The 21,999-nt window shown below is 35.8% G+C and carries 15 protein-coding genes and 1 pseudogene; 5 read left to right on the top strand and 11 right to left on the bottom strand.

Annotated features, from left to right (window positions below; translation table 11 throughout):
- The first annotated feature begins 139 nt into the window (after positions 1-139).
- Complete coding sequence (locus HND39_04045) at positions 140-1,186, top strand: class I fructose-bisphosphate aldolase (GenBank protein ID QKJ95513.1); 1,047 nt, start codon at positions 140-142, stop codon at positions 1,184-1,186.
- Between the two features lie 189 nt (positions 1,187-1,375).
- On the opposite strand, the gene HND39_04040 is transcribed toward HND39_04045, so the two are convergent.
- The 8 genes from HND39_04040 to aceE form a co-directional block, all read right to left on the bottom strand.
- Positions 1,376-2,254 (bottom strand): DMT family transporter, encoded by an 879-nt coding sequence (locus HND39_04040; protein QKJ95512.1) that lies wholly within the window; start codon positions 2,252-2,254, stop codon positions 1,376-1,378.
- A gap of 129 nt (positions 2,255-2,383) precedes the next feature.
- Complete coding sequence (locus HND39_04035) at positions 2,384-4,759, bottom strand: TonB-dependent receptor (GenBank protein ID QKJ95511.1); 2,376 nt, start codon at positions 4,757-4,759, stop codon at positions 2,384-2,386.
- A 49-nt stretch (positions 4,760-4,808) separates the two neighbouring features.
- Entirely contained in the window at positions 4,809-5,225 is a 417-nt protein-coding gene (locus HND39_04030; protein QKJ95510.1) for an iron-molybdenum cofactor biosynthesis protein, read from the bottom strand.
- A 45-nt stretch (positions 5,226-5,270) separates the two neighbouring features.
- Entirely contained in the window at positions 5,271-5,552 is a 282-nt protein-coding gene (locus HND39_04025) for a DUF134 domain-containing protein (GenBank protein ID QKJ95509.1), read from the bottom strand.
- A 245-nt stretch (positions 5,553-5,797) separates the two neighbouring features.
- Positions 5,798-6,220 carry a cytochrome c gene (locus tag HND39_04020; GenBank protein ID QKJ95508.1) on the bottom strand — a complete coding sequence of 141 codons (423 nt, stop codon included), beginning with the start codon at positions 6,218-6,220 and terminating at the stop codon, positions 5,798-5,800.
- Between the two features lie 287 nt (positions 6,221-6,507).
- Positions 6,508-7,947, bottom strand: coding sequence for a dihydrolipoyl dehydrogenase (gene lpdA / locus HND39_04015; GenBank protein QKJ95507.1), 1,440 nt, complete (start codon positions 7,945-7,947; stop codon positions 6,508-6,510).
- A gap of 103 nt (positions 7,948-8,050) precedes the next feature.
- The gene (gene aceF / locus HND39_04010; protein ID QKJ95506.1) at positions 8,051-9,727 is read right to left on the bottom strand and encodes a dihydrolipoyllysine-residue acetyltransferase; all 1,677 of its coding nucleotides are present in this window, start codon (positions 9,725-9,727) and stop codon (positions 8,051-8,053) included.
- Positions 9,728-9,901: 174 nt separating this feature from the next.
- Positions 9,902-12,577 (bottom strand): pyruvate dehydrogenase (acetyl-transferring), homodimeric type, encoded by a 2,676-nt coding sequence (gene aceE, locus HND39_04005; protein QKJ95505.1) that lies wholly within the window; start codon positions 12,575-12,577, stop codon positions 9,902-9,904.
- Between the two features lie 1,677 nt (positions 12,578-14,254).
- Here aceE and HND39_04000 point away from each other — a divergent pair.
- Together HND39_04000 and HND39_03995 are read left to right on the top strand one after the other, a co-directional pair.
- Positions 14,255-15,043, top strand: a complete 789-nt coding sequence (locus HND39_04000) for a T9SS type A sorting domain-containing protein (protein QKJ97875.1) — start codon at positions 14,255-14,257, stop codon at positions 15,041-15,043.
- Positions 15,044-15,179: 136 nt separating this feature from the next.
- Positions 15,180-18,071 carry a DUF3857 domain-containing protein gene (locus HND39_03995; protein QKJ95504.1) on the top strand — a complete coding sequence of 964 codons (2,892 nt, stop codon included), beginning with the start codon at positions 15,180-15,182 and terminating at the stop codon, positions 18,069-18,071.
- Between the two features lie 33 nt (positions 18,072-18,104).
- Here HND39_03995 and HND39_03990 read toward each other — a convergent pair.
- A pseudogene (locus HND39_03990) lies at positions 18,105-18,587 on the bottom strand (ribonuclease).
- A 36-nt stretch (positions 18,588-18,623) separates the two neighbouring features.
- Between HND39_03990 and HND39_03985 the strand changes: the two are divergent.
- Positions 18,624-19,073 carry a T9SS type A sorting domain-containing protein gene (locus HND39_03985; GenBank protein ID QKJ97874.1) on the top strand — a complete coding sequence of 150 codons (450 nt, stop codon included), beginning with the start codon at positions 18,624-18,626 and terminating at the stop codon, positions 19,071-19,073.
- Positions 19,074-19,418: 345 nt separating this feature from the next.
- On the opposite strand, the gene HND39_03980 is transcribed toward HND39_03985, so the two are convergent.
- Positions 19,419-20,072, bottom strand: coding sequence for a glycosyltransferase family 2 protein (locus HND39_03980; GenBank protein QKJ95503.1), 654 nt, complete (start codon positions 20,070-20,072; stop codon positions 19,419-19,421).
- 83 nt (positions 20,073-20,155) lie between these two features.
- On the opposite strand from HND39_03980, the gene HND39_03975 reads away from it, so the two are divergent.
- Complete coding sequence (locus HND39_03975; protein QKJ95502.1) at positions 20,156-20,332, top strand: hypothetical protein; 177 nt, start codon at positions 20,156-20,158, stop codon at positions 20,330-20,332.
- A 3-nt stretch (positions 20,333-20,335) separates the two neighbouring features.
- On the opposite strand, the gene HND39_03970 is transcribed toward HND39_03975, so the two are convergent.
- Positions 20,336-21,673: a PhoH family protein gene (locus tag HND39_03970; protein QKJ95501.1), complete on the bottom strand. Its 1,338-nt coding sequence runs from the start codon at positions 21,671-21,673 to the stop codon at positions 20,336-20,338.
- Between the last annotated feature and the right edge of the window lie 326 nt (positions 21,674-21,999).

The raw sequence follows: 21,999 nt of genomic DNA, 5'->3' as shown, positions 1-21,999 counted from the left end.
TTTGTTGACTTAAAAGTCCTTTCTAATTCTTACTCCTGCCTACCGACATTCAGACTTTCTCTTCATCAGCATTAACCTTATTTTTAAACTACTTGGCATTGAAATTAATCATTACTAAAAATTCTATACGGAGTTAATTATGTTAAAAAAGATTCAGGAATTACTAGGCAAAGAAGCTGACGAGTTGTTAAGCTACAAAGCAAAATTTCCAAAAGAACAATTGCATTTACCCGGTCCTGATTTTGTTGACCGGATTTTTTTACAAACTGACAGAAGTCCGAATGTTCTTAGAAACTTAAACTGGATTCTTCACACAGGGAGATTATCCGGAACAGGTTATGTTTCCATTCTTCCTGTTGATCAGGGAATTGAACATTCTGCGGGTGCATCTTTTGCACCAAACCCAATGTACTTTGATCCGGAAAATATTGTTAAGCTCGCAGTAGAAGGCGGATGCAATGCCTGTGCATCAACACTTGGTGTGCTTGGAATGGTTTCCAGAAAATATGCACATAAAATTCCATTCATTCTGAAACTCAATCATAATGAGTTGTTAACTTACCCGAACAAATTTGATCAGATAATGTTTGCAGGAGTTCAGCAGGCATTTGATATGGGAGCTGCTGCTGTTGGTGCAACAATTTATTTCGGTTCAGATGAGAGCACAAGACAGATCGTTGAAGTGAGCCAGGCATTTCAGTTTGCACACGAGCTTGGAATGGCAACAGTTTTATGGTGCTATCTAAGAAATTCTGCTTTCAAATCTGATAAAGATTATCACGTATCAGCAGATTTAACCGGACAGGCAAACCATCTCGGTGTTACAATTGAAGCAGACATTATCAAGCAGAAACTTCCAGAAAACAACGGCGGATACAACGCTTTGAAGTTCGGAAAAACAAGTAAGAAGGTTTACACAGATTTAACAACTGACCACCCAATTGATTTAACACGTTACCAGGTAATAAATAATTACATGGGAAGAGCAGGATTAATAAACAGTGGTGGTGCTTCCGGTGAAAATGATTTTGCCGAAGCTGCAAAGACTGCAATTATTAACAAGCGTGCCGGCGGAATGGGATTGATCTCAGGAAGAAAAGCTTTCCAGCGTCCGATGGCAGATGGTGTGAAGCTGCTTAATCTTATCCAGGATGTTTATCTTACCAAAGAGATAACAGTAGCGTAAGTTTCTTATCACTAAAGGTGAGACTCACCTCGAAGGTGAGTTTCACTTGATTATTAAAAATCTTTCCGCCAAATTCATTTATGCTGAACCTGCCTGTCCGGCAGGCAGGCTTGTTTCTCCGAAGGAGTCCTTTGGACAGCATCTTTGGAGATATCACATTAAGATCCTGAAATAAATTCAGGATAAATATTAATCCCTCAAAATTAATATCGCACCAAGGAGAATAAATAAAACAGCAATGGTTTTCTTGAGCAAGTTAGTGTCTTTAAAAATCTTTCCGCCAATTACCGTTGCCCACAAAACCGAAGTTCGCTTCACTGCAAGCGTCAGTGCGACTGAAGCAAGACTTATTGAAACAATCTGTGTGTAGCGATAGCCAATTGTTAAAACAGAAATCAATAAAATCCAGAGAACATCAGTTTTATTTATTTTCGGAGAATGATTTTCAAGCTTTCCTTTAAACGCAAAGTAAATGATGAAGAACAGTCCGGCGAAATAAGCGTGCTGAAATGCTGTTAATGATATTGGTGTAAGATTCATTTTTGCTACAAGCAGTTTATCCATAACAGATGAAGCAGTGAACAACAATAGTGCAGCAAGAATGTATTGATGATACCTCGACTTGAAAAATACATTCAGCGGGAAAAGAATTTCTTTCAGGTTTTTACTTTCGAGAATGTAAGTTCCAGCGATTAAAGAAATCAAACCAAGAACTTCATAAAATTTTAGTGCTTCTCCAAGAAAAATAAAAGCAAACAGAGCTACAAATCCCGGAGTTAGTGCAAGCAAAGGCAATGCATTACTAATTTGTAGATTCTTCAGAGAGGTCATCACACATAAAAATGCTGCAACACCAATCAAAGATTTTATAAACAGCACTGATAGATTAGAAAAGTTAATCGCGTTGTAATCAACAAAAAAGAAAAAGGGAATAGACAAAACCAGGTTTGCGATTGAAAGATAAAACGAAAACTGAACTGGATTAAGATTGAACAGAACTTTCTTCTGAGTTATCGCAGCAAACGCAGAAAGAAAAGATGAAAGCAGTGCAATGAAAAACCAGGTCATAAGGATATTTGTTTATTAATTACTATTATTTTCCTTTGTCATTGCGAGGGAGGAACGACCGAAGCAATCTTTAACTTTATTTAGGAGGAGATCACTTCGCTCCGCTCGTGATGACAGGGGTAAAAAACATCAAAACTCCACAGCTAATTTAACGAATATATTTCTGCCCGGCTCGATGGTAATACTTCCTCGTGTTGTAGATAAATGATTCCGGTATGATTTATCGAAAATATTTTCAATACCAGAATAAATTCTGAAACTTATGCTTGAAAACTTTATCGGAACAGTATTCAAAAGAAAATTAAATACTGCATAACCTGGAGTTGCAATTTCACCTTCAGCAACATCATTCTGCTCAGCAAAAAGTGTGAGGTAAATATCTGTATTCAAATAATCAAACAAACCAAACTTGAATCCGAAGTTTCCGTTTGGAGCCGGAATTTGCGGAAGATATCCGTTGTTTGTTAAATCATCGCCCTTGACGTACGAAATTGTTGAATAAAAAATAAAATCTTTCCAGAAATTATAATCTGTCCGGAAATCGAATCCATAAATTCTTGCTTCACCAATGTTTGTTTTGATTAATGCGTTTCTTCCATCAAAAGTACCGGGAACTTCTGTTACAAGATCATTATAGTAACTGTAAAATACATTAGAAATTATTTTAAGATTGTTTGAATAATATCTGATACCAAAATCTGTTGTGAGACCTTTCTCAGGATTTAACTCAGGATTACCAACTCGAACAACGCTTCCCTGATCTATGTATTGAAATCTTTCTTCAAGTGACGGTGAACGAAACGAAGAACCTAATCCTAATGTCAAATCCAGATCAGTAAAGACTGAATAAATGAAACCAAGATTTCCACTGTAAGAAGAATTGTTTGCTTCAGTGCTTTCCCACAAAACTTCCTGACTGGGAGGAGTTGTATCTAAATTACCATTTGTAATTACATAAAGTGGATTTAAAGTTTCCTCTGCAGATATATTGATGTAATCATAACGCAAGCCAATCGTGGTCGATAATTTGTCATCAAAAAGTTTAAATTCATCCTGAGCAAAAATTCCAAGACTGCTATATTTTGAATTCGGAATTGGTTTTTCACCTACAACCCTGTTTGTTGTATTAACCACATTTCCATTTGAGTCCAGAATTTCGATTAACTGATATCGCTCGCGTTCACCATTGTAACTTCTATCCCAATAATCCAATCCTGCAACGAGATTATGATCATCGAACAGCCAGAAATTTCCCTGGAGTTGTGCATTATTATTTTTATGATCAGCACCCGGTGTGATTTTTAAAACACTTATTCTTCTCGCAGGATTATTTCCCGATGCCGGAATATTCTGAACGGTGTGAGGGATGTTTTCAACATCACGGTTAATAAGCTGATAGGAATATTTTGCTGAAAGCTTATAAAATGTTTTTGAAATATTTTGAATATCATATCCTGCAGAAATCAATTGACGTCTTTCAAAGGGATATCTGACATCAGCATTATCGGGGAATACTGAAGCACCCGGAACTCCAACATTGTCTGCTCTGAATAACTGGTAATCAAGTATTAATTTGTGATTATCAAACGGATAAATATTCAATGCACCGGAAAAAGTATAATCTTCAAACTGACTATTTTTCAATTCGCCGATTGGTGTCTGAATGTTCTTAGCATTTCTGTATGAGCCGGAAATTTTTGCTGACCAGACAGAGCTGCCACCCAAAAAAGATCCACTGAATATTGAAAGATCATTGACAGTATTATATTCACCTGACACATTCCCGTTAAGAGAAAATTTATTATAAAACTGCGGTGACTTTGTAATTATATTTACAATTCCACCTGTGGCTCCGGATCCGTAAATTGAAGAAGAAGCGCCTTTAATAACTTCAACTCTGTCAATATCATTTAAATCAATCATTGATAATCTTGCTGCAATATCTGTTGAAGTTACTATCCGGTTTCCATTTATTAATGTGACAATATTTTCACGACTTAAACCTCTGATGTTGAGTTCCGTTCCCCAAATTCCATCACGCACTAAAGAAATTCCCGGTTCATTCTGAAGAATATCAGCTAATGAAACTGCTGGTCGTTTCTGAATTTCATCATTATCAATTACTAATTCAGCAAAAGGGGAGTTGCGAAGATAATTTTCTGTTCTGTTTGTACTAACAACAACCTCATCCAATTCGATTAATGATGGCTCAAGTTGAAAATCTTTTTGAAGTGAAGTTGAATCAATTTTTATTTGTGTCGAAAGAGGTTTATATCCGAGACAGGAAATTTTAATTTCATGCAGTCCTTGTGAGAGTCCATCTATTCTATATTCACCATTACCATTGGTGTATGTGAAGTAGTTGAAGGAAATAAAAACAGAAGCCCCTTGAATGTTATTTTCGTTTTTTGAATCGATAATCTTTCCAGTTAAAACGGAACTCTGACCGTTTACGAATTGCGCAATAAAAAGAATGAGTACGATTGGAAAACATTTAATTTTCATATACCAAATTTAAGCTGAAGTTAGCTTTTCCCCGTACATATTTTCTGCTCTAATGATTATGGTCACAAACTAAATTCGATTCATTTTTAAGTTCACCCTTTATGAACATATTCACGGCATCTTCAATCATTTCAACATCTGTGAAGAGAGTCGAAATGTTGTGCAGCTTTAAATCCTCGACAACTCGCCATCCTCCTCCGCTTGATATTAAATATTTACAATCCTTTAATCCTTCAATCAGGTGAGTGTGTTTGTGTTCACCGCCTTCTCCATGAGAATGGTGATGTTCACCGCCTCTTCTGTGGTTAGTGAAATTATTCTCTCGCAATTCTTTATTCACAATTTTTTCACCATCAATTTCATAAACCATAAAGGCTCTGCACCTTCCAATGTGTCCTGTTACTCTATGCTGGTCGTTCGTTGCGATTGCAATTTTCCCTTTGAAAGTATTTGCCTGGTTATTCATTTTAATATCTCCGTTTTTGAGTAGAACATTATATTAAGTTTTTAGTTAATGATTTTCATTTATCCTGATTGCCTTACCGTTTAAGATTCCATCAGTAACTTTTTTTCGTGCAGCTTCAACGATCCGTCCGAAGGTAGCCCTGGAAATTTTTATTTTCTTTGCTGCTTTTTCGTGAGAATAGGCAAGTAGGTCAGCAAGTCTCAATGATTCCAGTTCATCATGATCAAGAATAAATTCCTGTAGTTCATACATTGGAATTTCCCGAGGCTTGAAATAATATGCTGATGGATTACAACAGATTCTTCTGTGTTTTCTTGGTCTTGGCATTGTTTTCTAAAAATAAATTATGAGCATATGCTCAAAACAATTTAAAAAGAAACTCAAAGGCAAATTAACTTTTTATTTTAGATATTGAATGTAATCTAAGGTTGATAAGCTCTAATCTTATGAATAAAGTTGAAAGTGATGATTAAGATAATGTTAGTGCCGTCAGTCCAGGTGTAACACGAGATCCACAAAATTACACAGGGTTACAAAAAGTAGTTTCAAAATATATTTTTAAAAAAGAAACACTACTTCTGTAAAAGATAATCAACAATCTTTCCGAGATCTTTTATATTTTTATTTCCATACGGAGGCATAATCTGGTTTGGATACTTTTCTCTGTATTCTTTAAATCGTGCTTCATCCATAAAATCATTTGGGTTTCGTAAATAATTAAGAAGAGATTCTTTTCCCCAATGTTGAGACAGATTTTTTAGTGCTGGAGCCATTTTAGTTCCAGCAAGATCACTGCCGTGACAATTTGTGCAGCCAAAATTTGAAATAAGCTGAGCTCCATTTAACTCCGTTGTATTTTCTTCAGTCATTTGATTATTCATTTGAGAAGAAAGATCACGTGATGGAGCTTCTTCTTTTTTCGTTACTCTCTGAAGTATAAAAAGTAAAATAAACGCTGCTAAAAATGCTGCTACCCATATCTGTGGTTTCGTCATAAACTATTCTTTTGTCTCTTTTAATTTCTAATTATTGATGTGGAAAATTATCAAAACAAGCCTACTTAAACAATGCGAAAGGTGATTCATAAATCGTTTAAATGCTTGCAAGAACTCTCTCTGATCCCTTCCTTTGCCAGCAGGCAGGTCTCTCTTAGAAAGAAAGAGAATTATTGTCAATCGGATGTGTAATTGATGTTGTTGACAAGCTTCCTAATTATGCGACGTGAGTAGTAACAATCCCTTCTCTTTTTAAGATAAGGGTAGGGTTGAGTTGAGTATTAACACTAACTCTTCTTCGGTCTGTAAACATGTGTGCTCTGTCCAAAGAAAACCTCAGCGGCTTCCATAATTGTTTCTGATAAAGTAGGATGAGGATGAATTGTAAGTTTAAGATCGGTTAAGTTTGCGCCCATTTCAATTGCAAGAACTCCTTCAGCAATTAATTCACCGGCACCAGGACCACAAATTCCAATTCCAAGAATTCTTTGTGAAGATGGATCAACTAAGATTTTTGTTACGCCATCATTTCTGTCAAGTGTAACTGCTCGTCCAGATGCAGCCCAGGGAAATTTTGCAACTTCATAATCAATCTTTTTTTCTTTTGCCTGATTTTCTGTTAAACCAGCCCACGCTATTTCCGGATCTGTAAAGACAACAGCAGGAATTGCCATTGGTTCAAATGCTGATTTGTGTCCTGCAATTACTTCAACAGCAACTCTTCCTTCGTGAGAAGCTTTGTGAGCAAGCATCGGTTCGCCAACAATATCACCAATCGCATAAATATCAGGATCGTCTGTCTGCATCTGGTTGTTAACTTTTATCCATCCCCGTTCGTTTACTTTTACTTTTGTGTTTTCTAATGCAAGCCCAGTTGTATCAGGTCTTCTTCCAATAGACATTAAAACATAATCATAAATTTGTTCTGTAATCTTTCCTTCTGCATCCTGAATCTTAACTTGTATTCCATCTTTCACTTCCTTTCCCGAAGGAACGGATTCCCGCATCTCGACTACTTTTGAGTTGAGCAGAATAGTATCAAATTTTTCTTTTAATCTTTTCGAGAGATGGGAAACAAGATCGCGGTCAGCACCGGGAAGCAATCCATCAAGCATTTCAACAACAGAAACTTTTGAACCGAGTGCCTGGTAAACTGAACCGAGTTCTAATCCAATGTATCCTCCTCCAATTACCAGAAGTGATTTTGGAATTGCCGGAAGGTCAAGTGCAGAAGTTGAATTAAGTAGTCTTTTACTTTTAATATCAAGTGATGGAATAGTTGTAATCCTCGAACCTGTTGCGATTATTATTTTATCAAAACTCATTTCTTCATTTGTGCCATCACTTTTTTCAATGATCAAAGTTTTGGAATTTTTAAATGATGCAGTTCCCTGTATGTAATTTACTTTTCTGAATTTTGCGACTGAACCGACTCCGCTTGTTAATTTTTCAACAACTTTATTTTTCCATTCACGAAGTTTATTAAGATTTATATTCGGTTTCGAAAATTCTATTCCCCAGTTTTTTGCATGTTCAGTTTCATCAAGAAGTTTTGCAACGTGAAGCAGTGCTTTCGATGGAATGCAGCCACGGTAAAGACAAACACCGCCCGGATTTTTTTCTTTATCAATTAATGTTACATTCATTCCAAGATCAGCCGCAAGAAAAGCAGCAGCGTAACCACCGGGTCCGGCACCGATTACGCATATTTTAATTTGTTCACTCATATTAGTTTCTTTTAAGAAATGGAACGCAGATAATGCAGATTTAACTGATCTGCGCTGATCTACTCAATCAGCGTCATCAGCGTTCTATTAAAATTATTGTAACTTACATAAAAATTTTCAATGGCTCTTCAAGTGCTTCACAAACCCATCGTAAAAATCTGATCGCATCAGCACCATCAATAATCCGGTGATCGTAAGAAAGAGAAAGCGGAAGCATTAGTCTCGGCTCAAAACTTCCATCCTTTTTGTAAACAGGCTCATAATTCCCACGGGATATTCCTAGAATTGCAACTTCAGGTGAATTAATTATCGGAGTAAAATATGTTCCACCGATTCCACCAAGATTAGTAATTGTAAAACAACCACCTTGCATTTCATCAAGTGATAATTTTTTATCGCGTGCCTTCTGAGCTAACTGGTTCAGCTCAACAGAAATATCAATTAGATTTTTCTTATCAGCATTTTTTATAACCGGAACAAGCAAACCATTCTCCGTATCAACAGCAATTCCAATGTTGATGTACTTTTTATAAATGACTTCCATCTTATCCATATCAATACTGCTGTTGAACTGGGGGAATTTTTTCAATCCTTCAGAAATAATTTTGATAAGTATCCCTGTTACAGTCAGCTTTGCACCGTGCTCTTCAACTCTTTTACTTAGTTCTTTTCTATCTTTCTCGAATTCAGTAATATCAGTTTTATCGAATTGTGTAACGTGAGGAATAACTGACCATGCATAACTTAAATGAGTTGCAGTTTTCTCACGAATTTTGCTCATTGCCGTGCGTTCAATTTTTCCGTATTTGCTAAAATCCGGTAAAGTTTCTTTCTTTATTCCAAATCCGATTGCTTCGCCTTTGCCTTGCATGATTTTTTTCACAAAAGACTTAACATCATCCATTGAAATTCTTCCTGCCTGACCTGAACCAGGAACTTTATTTATATCAACTCCAAGTTCACGGGCAATTCTTCTTACAGAAGGAGCTGCAGGGGCGGAGCCTTTTAATATCGGCGGCTGATCATCATGCTCGCCAACTTTCAATTCACTTACTTCACCTTTTGGAATTTCAATTGTAGCAGGAGATTCAATTTTAACTTCTTCTGTTTTTTCTTTCACCGGTTCTTTTTTAGCGGCCGGAACTGAAGAAGTTGATTCCACTTTTATAAGTATATCGCCGACTTTTATTTTATCTCCGGCTTTCACATTCACGTTGATAATCTTTCCTTCGACTGAAGAAGGAACTTCAATAGTAGCTTTATCGGTTTCAATCTCAATTACACCCTGATCTTTTGCAATGGTATCACCAACTTTAACAAGAACATTAATCACATCAGCAGAAACTATATTTTCGCCCAGATCCGGAACTTTGAACTCAACAATATTTCCTGAACCGGTTTGAGTTTGTTCTTTAATCTCTTTTTTGGATTCAGGTTTTTTCTCTTCTTTCTTTATCTCTGCTTTAGCTTGTGACTTTGATTCAGTTTTTGATTCTCCTTTAACGTCTAACCCTTTTAAGAGGGCGTAGTCGTCAGACGAAGCCCCTTCATCAACTTTAATAATTGTTTGTCCGACTTTTACTGAATCGCCTTGTTTAACAAGTACCTCAGTAATCTTTCCGGAAACATTCGATGGAACTTCTATAGTTGCTTTATCAGTTTCAATCTCGATAATTGATTGTTCTTTTTCAATCGAATCGCCGACTTTTACCAGCACATTTACTATATCGGCTGATTCAATATTTTCACCAAGTTCAGGTAGTTTAAATTCTGTTGCCATTTATTTTATTAGATTTTTATTTCAATCAAAATAGCCCCGACCTTCAGGTCGGGGAAAAATTAGCCATCAATATTTTCCTGGCTTTAGCCAAAATAAAAATAGGTTTTGGTTAAAACCAATTTATAGCCTGGCTATGTTAACCACGAGCTAAAGCCCGTGGCTATTCAATCTTATCTACGATACCATCGGGTTTAATTTATCCGGATTTATATCCAGATCTTTTTTTGCTTTTTCCAGAACAGTATCTTTTATTTTTCCTTCTTTAACAAGAGCACCGAGTGTTGTATAAACAATATGACGGTAATCAACTTCGAAGAAATCCCGTAATGCTTTTCTCGATGCGCTTCTTCCAAATCCATCAGTTCCAAGTGAATGCAATTTACGAGGAAACCATTTTGAAATAGAATCGGGTAACGCTTTTACATAATCAGAAGCTGCTACAAATACACCTTCTTCCTTCGCAAGTATTTGCGTGATGTATGAATCTTTTTGCTTTTTATCTGGATTGAGCATATTCCATCTTTCAATATCGAGTGCTTCTCTTCTCAATTCTTTATAACTAGTAACACTCCACACATCTGCTGAAACATTGTAATCCTTCTCAAGAATTTCCTGTGCGTGCAGAACCTGATTAATAATTGTTCCGCTTCCAAATAATTGTGCTTTCAGTTTAGTGTCCTTCATTGATGAAGACTTGAACTTGTACATTCCTTTCAGAATTCCTTCCTTCGCACCTTCAGGCATTTCAGGCATCGGGTAGTTTTCATTCATCAAAGTAATGTAATAAAAAATTCTTTCCTGATCTTCAAACATTCTTTTTATTCCGTTCCTTATAATAACTGAAAGCTCGAATGCAAAAGCAGGATCATACGCAACCATATTAGGAACTGCATAAGCAAGAAGATGACTATGTCCATCCTGATGCTGCAAACCTTCGCCATTCAATGTTGTTCTGCCGGAAGTTCCACCAAGCATAAAACCTCTCACTCCGGCATCACCGGCAGCCCAAACTAAATCACCAACTCTCTGCAATCCAAACATAGAGTAATAAATAAAAAACGGAATCATATTCAATCCGTGAGTAAGATAGGAAGTTCCTGCAGCAATGAAAGAAGACATAGAGCCAGCTTCGGTAATTCCTTCTTCAAGTATTTGTCCGTTTTTAATTTCTTTGTAATAAAGCAAACTATCGGCATCAACAGGTTCGTATAACTGTCCAGCATGCGCATAAATTCCAATCTGTCTGAAGAGTGATTCCATTCCAAATGTTCTCGCTTCATCAGGAACGATTGGTACTATTAGTTTTCCAACTTCAGGGTCTTTAAGAAGTTTAGCAAGAATTCTTACGAACACCATTGTCGTTGAAACTTCTCTACCTTCAGTTCCTTTATAGAATTCTTCGAAGAGAGATTCATCTGGTGTTTTTAACGGTTTAATATCTGTTTTTCTTGAAGGAAGATAACCGCCGAGAGCTTTTCTTCTTTCAGTAAGATATTTTATTTCAGAGCTGTCTTCATCAGGTCTGAAGAAAGGATCATTAATGATCTGTTCATCAGAAATCGGGATTCCAAAACGTGCACGAAATTCTTTCATTTCATCTTCATTTAATTTTTTCTGCTGGTGAGTTATGTTTTTCCCTTCACCACTTTCACCGAGTCCGTAACCCTTAATTGTTTTTGCCAGAATAACTGTTGGCGAACCTTCGTGATTTACCGCAGCGCTGTAAGCCGCATAAACTTTTTCAGGATCGTGTCCGCCTCTTTTCATTTTTTTCAATTCTTCATCAGACATATTTTCAACCATATCTTTCAACTCTTCATCAACACCAAAGAAATGTTCTCGAATGTATGCACCGCCTTCAACTGTGTATTTCTGGTACTGACCATCAACAACTTCACCCATTCGCTTAATAAGCTTTCCATCTTTATCCTTTTCAAGAAGCGGATCCCAATCTTCGCCCCAGATAACTTTTATCACATTCCAACCTGCGCCGCGAAAAGCTGCTTCGAGTTCCTGAATAATTTTTCCATTTCCGCGAACAGGTCCATCAAGTCTTTGAAGATTACAATTGATTACAAAAATTAAATTATCAAGTTGTTCTCTTGATGCAAGCGTGATTGCACCGAGAGTTTCGGGTTCATCTGTTTCACCATCACCAAGAAATGCCCAGACTTTGCTGCCAGTATCTTTCTTTAATCCACGGTCTTCAAGATATCTGTTGAATCTTGCCTGGTAGATTGCCATAATTGGTCCGAGTCCCATTGACACAGTTGGGAATTCCCAGAAGTTTGGCATCAGCCATGGATGAGGATAGGACGACAATCCACCACCTTCTGCAAATTCGTTTCTGAAATTTTTTAATTGTTCTTTTGAAATTCTTCCTTCGAGAAATGCACGAGCATAAATTCCCGGAGATGCGTGACCTTGAAAGTAAACCTGGTCACCTTCATATCCATTTCCTCTTCCTCTGAAAAAGTGATTAAAACCGATTTCGAATAAAGTTGCAGCACTTGCATAAGTCGAAATGTGCCCTCCTATACCTGCTTCCAACTTGTTTGCTTTAACAACCATTGCCATAGCATTCCAACGAAGAAGTGATTTTATTCTTCTTTCAATTTCACGGTTGCCCGGAAATGGTGGCTGCTTTTCTCTTGGAATTGTATTTATGTACGGAGTGTTTGCAGTGAACGGAATCTGAACACCGGCTTTGTGAGCGCGGATCTGAAGCTGCTGTAAAAGTTCTTTTACTCTTTCTGGTCCGCCGTGTTCAAAAACATAATCAAGCGAGTAAAGCCATTCTCTGGTTTCTACTTCATCAATTTCAGGACTTTTTTTATAATCATTAGCCATAATTTTCCTTAGTTATACTCTAATAAATGTTAGAATTTTTACTTATTACTCCAATTAGCTTGGAACGAGAGTGTTGTCATTCTGGCTTGTCCAGCATCTGAGGGGCGTTCTGGTGAACCAGATTCCTGACTCTTCCGACTATGTCGGAATCGCCGGAATGACAATTACACTAATCAGAGCAAATTTCCTGTTTTTTTGTTTGTTTTAGTCAGAAATCGAAACATCAAATTAATGGATTGATGAGTGAAATACAAGGATAAGAATCACAGAGTAAGAGTAAGAGAAAGAGTATGATTAAGAGTAAGAATACGCCTTTCTTTCTCTTACTCATACTCTTAATCTTAATCTAACGTGACATTCACGTTTTATTTTCTTAAGTTTCTGTTAAGTATAATTTTATTGGAGTGTAGAATGCGAATCCTTAAAATATCTCTCATGGTTTTTATTCTTTCGATTACTATATCTGCACAGAATGCCTGGCAACAAACTAATGGGCCGTATGGTGGTGGAGTCACTTCTTTTGCTGTTGGTGGTACAATGATTTTTGCTGGAACTTATGACGGCATTTTTCGATCTACAAACGATGGTCAAGATTGGATAGGGGTGAATACGGGATTATCAAATACCATAATAAGTTCTTTTACTGTAAGTGAATCAAATATTTTTGTCGGAACAGGCGATGGAATTTTTCTTAGCACAAATAATGGATTAAATTGGATTGAGATGAGTCTAGGCCTAACAAATAAATTCATCTCATCTTTAGCCAATAATGGAACATATGTGTTCGCAGGTACTGATAGCGGGGTTTTCATTTCAACAAATAATGGAACAAATTGGATTGAAGCAAACTCAGGTTTAAAAACCAGAATATATTCTTTAGTCGTCAAAGAGAACAATCTTTTTGCGGGTGTATATGGAGGAGTTTTCATATCGACGAATTATGGAGTAAGCTGGAATCCAGCAAGCAATGGATTAACAAATCAACTAGTGTATACAATTGCAGTTAATGGTATGAATCTCTATGCAGGTACTGCTGGTGGTGTTTTTCGTTCTACAAACAATGGGGCAAACTGGGTTGAAGTAAACTCCGGTTTAACTAATTTCTATATTACCTCTATAACAAATAGTGCCAGTAATCTTTTTGCTGGAACTTATGACGGTATATTTCGTTCTACAAATAATGGATCGACATGGAATGAAGTTAGCACCGGTTTATTAAACAGACATATTGGAAGTTTAGTTTTTAGAGAAAATATTTTATTTGCAGGAACTTATAATGGAGTTTTTCTCTCAACAAATTTTGGGACCAGTTGGGTCTATTCCAGTCGTGGCATTGCAAATTCAGTCATATCTTCGCTTGTAGTTAAAGGTACTAAACTTTTTGCTGGGACATGGGGAGGTGGGGTGCTTGTATCAACTGACAATGGCACAAACTGGTCTCAAACAGGTTCTGGAATAATAGGTGAGGATGTAGAATGTATGATGGTCAGTGGAAACAATCTTTTTACAGGTACTGAAGTCGGAATCTTTAAATCAACAAATGACGGTTCAACTTGGACAAGTACTGGACTTGTTGACACATTCATTTCTTGTTTATCAAGAAACGAAAATTATTTATTTGCGGGAACGGGTTACGGTGTATTCCGATCACCGAGTAATGGTAGCACTTGGTCATTAATGAACACCGGGCTAACAAATCCAGAGATTAATTGCCTTGTTATTAATGGTACTTATATATTCGCAGGTACTACTGAGGGAGTGTTTGTGTCTAACGATAATGCTTTAAATTGGACGGAAGTAAGCTTAGGATTAACATACACGTATATTCTTTCTTTGACTTATAACGGATCAAATATTTTTGCTGGAACAGGCGGAGGGGTATTCATTTCTACAAATTTTGGATCAAATTGGTCTGGGGTAAACTCAGGTCTTACAAATTTGGATATATGGTCCCTCTTTTATGATGGAATAAAAATCTATGCCGGTAATTTTGATGGGGGACTTTTTGCATCTACAAATAATGGAACTTACTGGTATAACTATAGCACTGGTTTACCTGATATTGGTGTTAGTTCATATGCTGTTAAGGACTCAAACATTTTTATTGGTTTACGGGGGAAAGGAGTTTGGAAGCGCAATTTATCTGATATTATTAATGTTATTGATGAAACAAATAATTTAGTGACTTCTGAATTTATTCTTGAGCAAAACTATCCCAACCCGTTTAACCCAAGTACGGTAATCAGTTATCGGTTACCTGTAATCGGTTTTGTTACTTTAAAAGTTTACGATGTTCTCGGAAGAGAAGTCGCAGCACTCGTTAACGAAGAAAAACCTGCTGGTGAGTATGAAGTTGAGTTCATCGTAGGTCAGGACTCCAGTCCTGATATTGCAAGCGGGATTTATTTTTATCAGCTAAAAGCTGGCGAATTCGTTGAAACAATGAAGATGGTTTTTATAAAATAACTTTAATAGTCAGTGAATTTTTTTTTACAAATATCTTACAATACTATGACAAAATTGAATTGATGAGAATTTAAATAGGCGTTACGTAAACCAAACTTTCTAAAAAATAATTTCAACAAACTTAGTATAAGTAAAAATGAAAAAATTTGTTTTTATCATAACACTCAACTCACTCTGGATAAATAATATAAATTCGCAGAATGAACTTAATCCAACCGAAGAAAAATCAGGTATAAGTCCGGAAGCGAAAGCCATTATAGAAAACACAACCGGTGCTGAAAGTGATACGGGTGCGGTAATTCATTTGAGAGAAGCAGAGATGACTGTCGATGAAGGAGGACTGTTTAGTGTTACCTATCATGTAATTGGACAAATATTTGACGAAAAAGCTAAAGAAGATTATAACCAGATCCCAGTGACGTTTAATAGCTATTATGAGGACTTGAAACTGGATTATGCGCGAACAATAGATTCGGACGAATCCTTTATTGAAGTTTCCAAGGACGCAATCCAGATAAAAACTTATCCTGATTATTTCGGGGTAAACACTTATACTGATTCAAAAATAATTGCATTTTCTCTTCCAGCATTAAAGCCAGGAAAATTTTTTGAATACCAGCTTACAGCTAAAATGAAATTACATATGGTTGCAAATTACTGGTTCGAATCATTCGGTTTCAATTATGTTCTTTATAGTTTAAGTGATCCGTACTACCTGAGAATTGATCCGGTTAAACTATCGCGTTTTACACTTTCCGTTTCTGAAACAGAATCTTTCCGGGCAGAAGTAATCAATGCTGAAATTGATGAAGAAAAGAAAATAGAGAATGGTATGGCAATATACACCTGGGAACTTCAGGATTTGCCATCATTTAAGCTTGAAAGTAGAATGCCTTCTCTATATGAAGTTATGCCTTTGATTACGGTCAGTTCAATTCCTGATTGGAAAATTTTTGGAGATTGGGTTTATTCTATAATTAGTTCTGAAATTTCTGTTTCGGAAATATTAAAGATGAAAGCATCTGAGCTTACTGCTGATGAAAAAACATCTACGGAAAAAATTAAAAAACTTTATGATTATGTAAGAACAGAAGTCGATTACATTCAGGCTGACCTTGATCGTGGTGGTCTTAAGCCACATTCTGCTGATGATGTGCTAAGAAATAAATATGGTGACTGTAAAGACCAGGTTGTTCTTTTATTGTCACTCCTTCAGGCTGTTAATATTACAGCTTATCCGGCATTAATCAGTACATATTCTTACAGAGAACATCAAAAGTTTTTACCGACACAATATTTTGATCACTTGATTGTTTTTGTACAATTAGATAGCGTTGAGTTTTGGCTGGATCCTACATCTGAACTTGATGCATACCCACATCTTGGTTATAATAACCAAAACAGATGGTCATTGGTGCTAGATGAAAATGATGTTCGATTTATGTTAACACCATCAGTTGTCTCAGAAAAGAATATCGGTATTTTCAATTTAACTATGAATGCCCATGACGATTCATTAAGTGGAATTATAGAAATGGAAGGACTAGGTGTTTTCAACGATTATTTTTCCAGTCTTTTGGAATATTATTCGAAATCAGAATTTGAAAACTTTCTAAAAGAATTATTTGATTCTTACTTTTATCAAGTAGCCAAAGTTCAGGATATTAATCATGAGAATGGTTTAAACTACGAAGATGGGTATAAACAATTTATGACATTCGATTATCTTCAACCAACGAAAGAATACACATTATTTCATTATTCAAGCAGTATTAGTTTAGCATTTGTCTTTTTTTCGATTACTCTTCCATTCGAAGAGGAACGTCGGTTTGACTATGTTTTTCCGTTCAAATTTACACTTAAAGGTAACGAATTGCTGATAGCCCCGTGGAAATACTCATTAATAAAAAACTGTCCTGAAAGCGATTCAGTCATTAATAATTACTTCAGCTTTAAACAAGTTATTGAAGAATTCCAGGATTCAGTTCTCATCAGGTGGGAATTTAATCTCAATGAAAATTTTGTATCCAAAGAAGATTACATGTCATTTGTTTCTGATGTATTGAAGGTAGAAGAAATGACTGGTTGGCAAATCGATTTTCAAAAGCAACTAGGGGTCGAAAATTTGTTAACAAATTTATCTGCCTATTTTGGTGTTGACCTGGATTCAACTTTGATTAGCAAAGAATACATCCCTCCAAGTAATTTAAACGATTTGAACATCAACCCTGATATAAAGAAAGAAATCGTTGCTGTAATTGAAGGCTATATTTTAGCATTAAATGATGGTGATCAGGAAGTAGCACTCGAACTTCTTTCTAAAGATAATCCGGAATCGAAATCTGTAAAGCGTTACTCTGATAAAGATTACAGTTCATTGGGAATCTCATTCAAAGTTGAAAATATTAATGTTATCGATGTTATTTATGATTATGCTCTGGCTTCTTATACAACCTTAATGGAGTTAGAAAAGTATCCTGAAATTGGTCCATTTAGGTTTGAGTATCTGTCCATTCTAAATAATTTAGATCATCACTGGAAAATTTATAGAAGCAGAGTTAAAAACTATATTGACAATTGTACGTTATACTCAACTGTGGCTTATGATTATTATAAAAAAGATGATTACAACAAAGCTTTAGTAATTTTTGATCTTGCAATGGCAAATGATTCAACGTGTACTTATGCGTTTGGTAGTGTTGGATGGATTTATTATTTAAAGGGAGATTATCAAAAGTGCATTGAATATTCCCAAAAAACAATTGCACTGGACTCAACTGCATTATACGCGCAATACAATATTGCTCTTAGCTATTTGTGTTTGGGAGAATTTGAAAAAGCGAAATTAAAGTACGAGCAAACCATCGAGCTTAATGAAGATTTGGATGAGGAAATTCATGCAGGGGCGATTCAAGATTTAAAGAACTTGATTAGAGATAATTTCAAGAAAGCTGAAGCCGAGATTATTTTAGAAGAATACTTTGATGTTGAGGATGTAAACAAATCTGTACCGGCTAATGCTCAGTAAAGTCTTACTTATCTATCAGATTCTAAGAATAGATTACAATGAGTTACTTACTAATTCAGCCAGTTCGCTTCGTTCACCTTTTTCAAGATCTATGTGAGCGTAAAGTTTCTGACCTTTGAATTTATCAATCAGATAAGAAAGCCGATTCGATTGTGCATCGAGGTAAGGATGATCTATCTGATAAATATCGTCGGTGAAAACTAATTTTGAACCTTCTCCGGCACGTGTGATTATCGTCTTAATTTCGTGCGGAGTTAAATGCTGTGCTTCATCAACAATAAAGAAAATTCTCTGCAAACTTCTTCACCTTATGTAGGATAAAGCTTCGATTACAAATTTTTCTTCTTTAATTAATGAATCTATGAGTTGATGATTATTATTTGTTTCAGAAAATTGATCCTGGATTACTTTCAGGTTATCCCAAAGTGGAGTCATATACGGTGCAAGTTTGCTTTCAACATCACCCGGAAGTAAACCGAAATCTTTATCGCTTAACGGAACAATTGGCCGGACAACAACTTATCAAGTAATTTACAAAGCAATGGATGGAATATAATTAGTTTTGTTCCAGGACACGGAACAACAACAGAAGCTAAGCACTCATTCACCGATAACAATATTAAGCCAGGTAAATATCAATACAAACTTAAACAAATTGATTACGATGGTACGTTTGAATATTCACAAATTGTAGAAGTGGAGATTCCATTTGTAAATGAGTTTTCACTTTCCCCAAACTACCCCAACCCGTTTAATCCTAGTACGCTAATCAGTTATCGGTTACCGGTAATCGGTTTTGTTACTTTAAAAGTTTACGATGTTCTCGGAAGAGAAGTCGCAACACTCGTCAACGAAGAAAAACCAGCTGGAGAATATGAAATAGAATTTGATGGCAGTAACCTTCCAAGTGGAGTTTACCTTTATAGATTAACTGCAGGTGATCCTTCGACAAGCTCAGGACAGAAATTTAGTGAAACAAAGAAATTAGTTTTATTAAAATGAAGTTGGAAAAATCGTTCTGCCCTCTCCTTTGGAGAGGGACGGGGTGAGGCTTTCCAATGGGATTTATTTTTATCAGTTGCTTGTCTCGGCTTTGCAAAACAAAGATGGAAAAGCTGGGGAACTTGTTGAGACTAAGAAGATGGTTTTGTTGAAGTAAGTCCAGTGTTTATTCGGCATTTCAGACTTCGAAATTCCTTGTTCGATATTCGTTATTGGAATGAAGATTGAATATCGAATAAAGAATAATGAATGATGAACTATATTTTGAACAATATCATTTAGGAGTGGGCTTTAAGTATTTCTCATACCAACTACTCCTCATCTTATCAACTTCTTAATGGTTAATCATTGATTTTTGATAAATGTATTCGTAATGCTATCAGGCGTGTCTCTGTGATAGATGTATGTTGGAAAATCAATCTTCATTATATTGAAATAATTTTTTGCTCTTTCAAGAAAATCTGAATCTTCACTATATGCAATCTCTCTGAATCCTTCAAGTTTTGTGAAAACTTCTCTCTTCCCGAAAAACGTTGCACCAATTACACACCTTGAAAGATGAATAAGCTGATCAGGATTATCTTTATCAGGTACAAATTCATTGCCGATTATTTTTACACCGCCGCGAAGCAAATCTATTTGCTGGTTATTAATCAAATATTCCATTCGCAGTTTTAGGTGGTCTATTGAAAATTCGTCATCGCTGTCAAGAAAAGTAATATAACTGCCACTTGAATGTTTTATTCCATTATTTCTTGCAGAAGGTAGAGATTTATGTTTTTGCAATACAACTTTAATTTTACTCGAGAATGCTTTGTAAACTTCCAGAAGAAAAGCAGAATAATCACGGCTTCCATCATCAACAGAAATCAGTTCCCAGTTATCGTAAGATTGATTCAGCACAGAGTCAACTGCTCTTCGGATATAATCATCTCTGTTATAAACAGCCATAATGATTGAAATGAGTGGATTGATACTATTTTCTGATTGCTTTGTCATTTTTTTAATTTCTGATAAAATCCGGAAAATGTTTTATTACTTCTACACTAAGTTAATATCGGCAAAATGAAAATGAAGAAAAATTGTATAATGAAAACCGGGGAAGAATAGTTACAAGAAAATTGATAGAAGATGATGGTGTAATCGAAATGACCAAAGTGATCGTGAACTGGTTTCAGGATCTGCGCCGGTATCAGAATCTGAATACAAAAAGAGATCCCGAAATAAACCTGCCTGACGACAAGGCAGGTTCGGGATGACAATTACAACAAATTACTCGCTAACTCAGCAAGTTCGCTGCGTTCACCTTTTTCAAGATTTATGTGTGCGTAAAGTTTCTGACCCTTGAATTTATCAATCAGATATGAAAGCCCGTTCGATTGTGCATCAAGATACGGATGATCAATCTGGTAAATATCTCCGGTAAAAACTAATTTTGAACCTTCACCTGCACGAGTGATAATTGTTTTAATCTCGTGCGGAGTTAAGTTTTGTGCTTCATCAACTATAAAGAAAATTCTTTGCAAACTTCTTCCCCTTATGTAGGATAAAGCTTCGATTACTAATTTTTCTTCTTTAATTAATGAATCTATGAGCTGATGATTTTTATCTGTTTCAGGAAATTGATCCTGGATTACTTTCAAATTATCCCACAACGGAGTCATATAAGGTGCAAGCTTGCTTTCAACATCACCGGGAAGAAATCCAATATCTTTGTTGCTAAGTGGAACGATGGGTCGTGCAACAAAAATCTGACGATAATATTTTCTTACGTGAAGTGCACTTGCTAATGCAAGTAAAGTTTTTCCAGTACCGGCTTTTCCAGTTAAGGAAACTAATTGAATATCCTGATTTGTTAGAGCATCGACAGCGAAAGTTTGTTCGGCATTTCGTGGAGTGATTCCATAAATAACATTTTTATCAATTTTTCTCAGATGTTCTTTGTCTTGGTCAAGGTTAGCAAGCACAGAACGATTTCCATTTCGAAGGATAAAATATTTATTTGCAAAAGCTTCGCCATTTAACCTGTCGAGCAAAGGTTCTGCGGGAACTTCAAACGGCGGTTGGAAAAGCTCAATAATTTTATCATCATCAAAATCTTCTATCACTTGTTTACCGCTGTAAAGTTCTTCGATACTTCCGATCCGATCTGTTGTGTAATCCTCAGCAGGAATTCCAAGTGCTTTAGCTTTCATCCGGAGGTTTACATCTTTAGTAACAAGTATTACGATATTCGTTTCTTTATATTTTTTTTGCCATTCAAGTGCGGTTCCAAGTATCCTGTGATCAGGTGTGTCTTCTTTAAATACTTCACGGATTTCGGGTGAAAGTCCTCGTGAAATTGCAATACGCAATTGTCCTCTTCCTTCACCCATCGAAACACCACCGTTAAAAATATCCTGACCGGTTAGCGAATCAAGTGTGCGGGAAAATTCTCTTGCGTTAAGATTAATAACCTGACTTCCTCTCTTGAACTGATCAAGTTCTTCAAGAACAGTCAGTGGAACTACGACATCATTCTCCTCAAACTGATTAATACAGGATGAATCGTGGAGAATGACATTCGTATCAAGAATAAAAATCTTTGGTTTTTTACTCATTAATGGTTGTGTGAATAGTTTAAATAAAATTTGTTGATTATACGATTGAAAAGTGAAGGATATAAGATTAGAACTGTTAAGAGTATCTTCAAAAAATATCTCTATTGTTAAGAACAGATTAATTTTCAGTACAATTATAATAAAAGTTAAATTAAATGCAACAGGTATTTTTCCTAAACGAAAAGTTTATGTTTGCTCGATTCGGATTGGATTAGTTATCAACTGGAATTATATTTGTCAAAATATTCTTAACTATTAGTGAACAAAAAAAATAATACTCTGATAATACTGATCTTAAGTTTGAATTAACCAGTCCGGCAAACCCG

Source organism: Ignavibacteriota bacterium, assembly GCA_013285405.1.
GTDB lineage: Bacteria > Bacteroidota > Ignavibacteria > Ignavibacteriales > Ignavibacteriaceae > IGN2.
Note: the sequence above shows the minus strand (reverse complement) of the source record. Positions and strands in the feature narration are given on the sequence as shown.

What these genes read in the sequence shown, in the direction of transcription:
- HND39_04045 (QKJ95513.1), top strand. Translation starts at nt 140, where the DNA reads ATGTTAAAAAAGATTCAGGAATTACTAGGCAAAGAAGCTGACGAGTTG.
- aceF (QKJ95506.1), bottom strand. Translation starts at nt 9,727, where the DNA reads ATGGCAACAGAATTTAAACTACCTGAACTTGGTGAAAATATTGAATCA.
- HND39_03980 (QKJ95503.1), bottom strand. Translation starts at nt 20,072, where the DNA reads ATGACAAAGCAATCAGAAAATAGTATCAATCCACTCATTTCAATCATT.
- HND39_04000 (QKJ97875.1), top strand. Translation starts at nt 14,255, where the DNA reads ATGAACACCGGGCTAACAAATCCAGAGATTAATTGCCTTGTTATTAAT.
- HND39_04035 (QKJ95511.1), bottom strand. Translation starts at nt 4,759, where the DNA reads ATGAAAATTAAATGTTTTCCAATCGTACTCATTCTTTTTATTGCGCAA.
- HND39_04020 (QKJ95508.1), bottom strand. Translation starts at nt 6,220, where the DNA reads ATGACGAAACCACAGATATGGGTAGCAGCATTTTTAGCAGCGTTTATT.
- lpdA (QKJ95507.1), bottom strand. Translation starts at nt 7,947, where the DNA reads ATGAGTGAACAAATTAAAATATGCGTAATCGGTGCCGGACCCGGTGGT.
- HND39_04040 (QKJ95512.1), bottom strand. Translation starts at nt 2,254, where the DNA reads ATGACCTGGTTTTTCATTGCACTGCTTTCATCTTTTCTTTCTGCGTTT.
- HND39_03995 (QKJ95504.1), top strand. Translation starts at nt 15,180, where the DNA reads ATGAAAAAATTTGTTTTTATCATAACACTCAACTCACTCTGGATAAAT.
- HND39_03970 (QKJ95501.1), bottom strand. Translation starts at nt 21,673, where the DNA reads ATGAGTAAAAAACCAAAGATTTTTATTCTTGATACGAATGTCATTCTC.
- aceE (QKJ95505.1), bottom strand. Translation starts at nt 12,577, where the DNA reads ATGGCTAATGATTATAAAAAAAGTCCTGAAATTGATGAAGTAGAAACC.
- HND39_04030 (QKJ95510.1), bottom strand. Translation starts at nt 5,225, where the DNA reads ATGAATAACCAGGCAAATACTTTCAAAGGGAAAATTGCAATCGCAACG.
- HND39_04025 (QKJ95509.1), bottom strand. Translation starts at nt 5,552, where the DNA reads ATGCCAAGACCAAGAAAACACAGAAGAATCTGTTGTAATCCATCAGCA.